At 41.7% G+C, this 4571-nt stretch carries 3 protein-coding genes and 1 pseudogene; 3 read left to right on the top strand and 1 reads right to left on the bottom strand.

Annotated elements, in window-relative coordinates:
- Positions 1-184, bottom strand: a pseudogene (locus LC574_RS27625) (hypothetical protein); the annotation flags it as partial.
- Between the two features lie 99 nt (positions 185-283).
- Here LC574_RS27625 and LC574_RS27630 point away from each other — a divergent pair.
- The 3 genes from LC574_RS27630 to LC574_RS27640 all read left to right on the top strand — a co-directional run.
- Positions 284-1924 carry an AAA-like domain-containing protein gene (locus LC574_RS27630; RefSeq protein ID WP_229456873.1) on the top strand — a complete coding sequence of 547 codons (1641 nt, stop codon included), beginning with the start codon at positions 284-286 and terminating at the stop codon, positions 1922-1924.
- Positions 1925-1990: 66 nt separating this feature from the next.
- Positions 1991-2614: a type I restriction enzyme HsdR N-terminal domain-containing protein gene (locus LC574_RS27635; protein WP_229456874.1), complete on the top strand. Its 624-nt coding sequence runs from the start codon at positions 1991-1993 to the stop codon at positions 2612-2614.
- A gap of 379 nt (positions 2615-2993) precedes the next feature.
- A partial coding sequence (locus LC574_RS27640; protein ID WP_229456875.1) for an AAA-like domain-containing protein occupies positions 2994-4571 on the top strand: 1578 nt, incomplete at its 3' end.

Here is a 4571-nt window from a genome sequence, read left to right on the forward strand (position 1 = left end):
CATTAACGGAGTTCAAAGACTCATTCACGAGTATTAAAGACTCATTAACGGAGTTCAAAGACTCATTCACGAGTATTAAAGACTCATTAACGGAGTTCAAAGACTCATTCACGAGTATTAAAGACTCATTAACGGAGTTCAAAGACTCATTCACGAGTATTAAAGACTCGTCGGCGAGTATCAAAGACTCATTAACAGTAATGCGCTATCAGTAATTGTCTAGTTACCTGCTGTAGTAAACTATATCTAAGCCAAAAGACTACATTCAATAGTTGATAGCGCTGTGAAAAAAATCCTGATTGTGTCAGCGAATCCCACGACGACAGATAAACTACGTTTGGACGAGGAAGTAAGGGAAATTCAGGAAGGGTTGCAACGCTCTCGCAGCCGAGATAAGTTTGAACTTATTACTAAATGGGCAGTGCGTTCTGACGATTTGCGGCGTGCGCTTTTAGATCACGATCCCCATATTATCCATTTTTCTGGACATGGTGGTGGAAATCAAGGTTTAGCCTTAGAAAATAATATAGGGGAAATGCAGCTGGTGAGTAGGGAGTCACTGGCAAGGCTATTTAAATTATTTAAAAACAAAGTTGAGTGTGTATTATTAAATGCCTGTTATAGCGAGGTGCAAGCTGAGGCAATTTATCAACACATTAATTGTGTGGTTGGGATGAATCGGGCAATTGGCGATCGCGCCGCAATTAAATTCGCGGTAGGCTTTTATGATGCACTGGGCGCTGATAGGTCTTATGAGGATGCTTACGAGTTTGGCTGTAGCGCTATTGACTTAGAAAGTATTCCAGAGTCTTCCACCCCAGTGCTGAAAAGTCGGAACAATCCCCAAGGTGCTATCTCTGCTAACGAAATTATTCCAGATAGCGAGATAAAACCAGCAGTCTCCTTAGAAAATCCAGAAGGGCAGGTAGCTCTAAACTCTGCTTTTTATGTCGAGCGATCGCCTATTGAGGTAGACTGTTATGAAGCGATTCTTCAACCAGGGGCCTTAATTCGCATCAAAGCTCCCCGGCAGATGGGCAAAACTTCCCTCATGTCGCGGGTTCTTCATCATGCTAGTCAACATGACTATCAGATAGCACCTGTGAATTTCCAGTCAGCCGATGCCGAATTTCTCAGTAATTTAGATCAGTTTTTGCAGTGGTTCTGCGCCAGCATTACCTACGAATTGAATCTACCCGATAAGTTAGACGAGTATTGGAAAGGTGTTTTAGGTAGCAAGAATAAATGTACAAATTACTTTCAACGGTATTTATTACCTACCATTAATAGCCCCATCGCTTTGGGTTTAGATGAAGTAGATGAAGTCTTTAAGCATCCGATAATTGCTGCTGATTTTTTTGGATTGCTACGAGCTTGGCATGAGCGGTCAAAGAATGAGACAGTTTGGAAAAATCTCCGATTGGTAATTGTGCATTCTAAGGAAGTTTATATTCCACTCAATATTAATCAGTCGCCTTTTAATGTAGGTTTACCCATTGAGTTGCCAGACTTAAATCAAATACAAATACAAGACTTAGTACAGCGTCACAGACTCAATTGGTCTGACTCACAAATTAAAGAATTAATCACACTGGTGGGTGGTCATCCTTATTTAGTGCGGGTAGCGCTTTATGAAATTGCCCGTGGTAGGATGACGCTGGAAAATCTGCAAAAAATCGCGGCAACCGAGGAAGGCCCTTACAGTGACCATCTGCGCCGCCATTGGCTGAATTTGCAAGAGGATGCAGAATTGCTAGCTGCGGTCAAACAAGTGATGATGGCAAATCGCGCCGTGGATGTAGGCACAACTGAAGCGTTTAAACTCCGCAGTATGGGGTTAGTTAAGTTTCAAGGCAATAAAGTAGTGCCACTGTGTGAATTGTATCGTCAATATTTTGGGCATCGCTTGGGGTTGAAAAATTAAGAAAGTAAATTAGGAAGACCTGAAATACTTTCATCTGCAATTACCATTTAACTAAAAGGCTCAACAATGGTTCAACTTATTCAAGGAAAAGATATCACCCTAGCCCAACTCATCGATGAATTTGGTCTACAACTTGCAGACGATGAATTTTTCTCAGAGTGGCAGCAAGATTTACCTGAGTTGAATGATTTAGAAAAGCAATCTCTCAACGAAGTCAAAGCAGAATATTTGCATCTATCAAAATATTCTATTTTAGAACCTGTAGTCAAAATGGTAGTGCTATCTCCACTATTGCGTCTAGCAGGTTTTTATCAACCGCCTTTTTACATCGCGTCGGAACAAGAGGTCAGAATTTCTTCTGAAGACGAAGGCACGATTATCAGAGGACGTATTGACATCTTGGTGTTCCATCCACCATTCTGGGTGCTTGTGATTGAGGCAAAACGAGCAGATTACTCTCTAGTAGTTGCAATTCCACAAGCATTGGCTTATATGTTGGCAGATGCAACTTCGGCAAAACCTGTTTTTGGGTTTGTCACCAATGGTAGTGAATTTCAATTTATTAAGTTGACGAAACAGGTTACACCGAGATATGCCTTATCTTACACACTGTCGCTTAATCGTGGGGATGACTTATATACTGTCGTAAAAGTGTTAAAACGCCTAGCTCATTTAATTCGTAATTCGTAATCTTGTAGGGTGTGTTAGCCAAGGACATAACGTACCATCTCAATACTTTCGCTGCTACCAAACGGGAGCATCCCAAATGTGTAAAAACATATTTTGTCATTGCGAGCGGAATGAAATGGAGCGAAGCAATCGCAACATCTAGACTTTGCGATTGCTTCATTCCGCTTCGCTTCATTCGCAATGACAATAGACCTCTTGCATGAATCAGATTATAAACGGCTAAACAGATTACCTTCTTCTTACTCTCTGCGCCTCTGCGTGAACCTAAAAATTCTTATTTTAAATATTCGTGCAATAGGTCTAATCTATTATCTTGGTAAATTTGCTCTCATTGGGATGCTCCCCTACCAAACTTGTATTTCATAATTTTTAATTGTTTATGACCCAGTACCAGTATCAAGTCGGTGGTAGCCTGCCTCAAAATGCCCCAACTTATGTTAGACGGCAAGCTGACAATGACCTCTATGAAGGCTTGAAGGCTGGGGATTTTTGTTATGTTCTCAATTCCCGGCAGATGGGGAAATCTAGCTTGCGGGTGCAGGTAATGCAGCAGTTGCAAACTGAGGGATTTGCTTGTGCTGTTGTTGATTTTACAGCTATTGGGACGGTAGATATTACCCCAGAACAGTGGTATGCCGGGGTGATTGATACTCTGGTGGGAAGTTTGAATATTTATACAACTTTTGATTTAGATACTTGGTGGACTGATAACGGTTTGCTGTCACCAGTACAGCGTTTGAGCAAGTTTATTGAAACAATTTTACTTAAAACAATTACTGAAAAGATTATTATTTTTATTGATGAAATTGACAGCATTTTAAGTCTTTCATTTAACTTGGATGACTTTTTTGCTGTTATCCGCGATTGTTATAACCGACGAGCAGACCATCCTGAATATAACCGCCTCACCTTTGCTTTGATTGGAGTGTCTACACCTTCAGATTTGATTCAAGACAAACGCCGGACACCTTTTAATATCGGACAGGCAATTGATTTGACTGGGTTTAAACTCGCGGAGGCGGAACCATTGGCGCAGGGATTAGCGGTGGTGGGTAATGCCCAAGAGTTGATGCAAGCAGTGTTGAATTGGACGGGGGGACAGCCATTTTTGACACAAAAAGTTTGTAAGTTGTTAATTGAGGAATCCCCTGTAGAGACGCGATTTATCGCGTCTTATGCAAACGAGGAGAAATCCCAAATTGAGGGGTTGGTGGCAGGGGTGGTAAGAAAGCAGATTATTGAAAATTGGGAGACGCAGGATGAGCCGGAGCATTTGAAGACGATTCGAGACAGAATCATGCAGAGTGGGGAACAGAGGACTGGGCGATTGTTGGCTTTGTGTCAGCAGATTTTGCAGCAGGGAGAGATAGTAGCTGATGATAGTGTTGAACAAACGGAACTGCGGTTGACGGGATTAGTGGTAAAGCGAGATGGCAAGCTACGAATTTATAACCGGATTTATGCAGAGGTGTTTAAGCAGGAATGGGCTGAAAAAATTCTGGCAAAGTTGCGCCCTTACTCCAATACATTGAACGCTTGGGTTGAGTCTAAAGGTCAAGATGAATCGCGCTTGTTGCGGGGAAAGACTTTGCAAGATGCTCAAGAATGGGCAGTAGGTAAAAGTTTAAGTGACTTGGATTATCAGTTTTTAGCTGCTAGCCAAGAGTTAGAAAAGCGCGATGTGCAGAAAAGGCTGGAAGCAGAGGAACAAGCAAAGCAAGTATTAGCAGAGGCGAACCATAAAGCTAATCAACGAATTCGTATTGGTTCTTTGATATTAGGACTGACTGTGCTGGGGGCAGTTGCATCATTAATATTTGCTCAATATCAATTGGGACAAGCACGAACAGCAAAGGCAGAAACAGATAAAGCACAAACAGAATTAAATCAGGGGAATACAGAAACCTCAGCAACCAGGCAAGATAATCAGCGAATATCACGCGACAATCAAAGGATA

The sequence above is a fragment of the Nostoc sp. CHAB 5715 genome (assembly GCF_020829685.1).
GTDB lineage: Bacteria > Cyanobacteriota > Cyanobacteriia > Cyanobacteriales > Nostocaceae > Nostoc.

Bases quoted from the DNA above. Each gene is read 5' to 3' on its own strand.
- LC574_RS27635 (WP_229456874.1), top strand. From the start codon at position 1,991: ATGGTTCAACTTATTCAAGGAAAAGATATCACCCTAGCCCAACTCATC.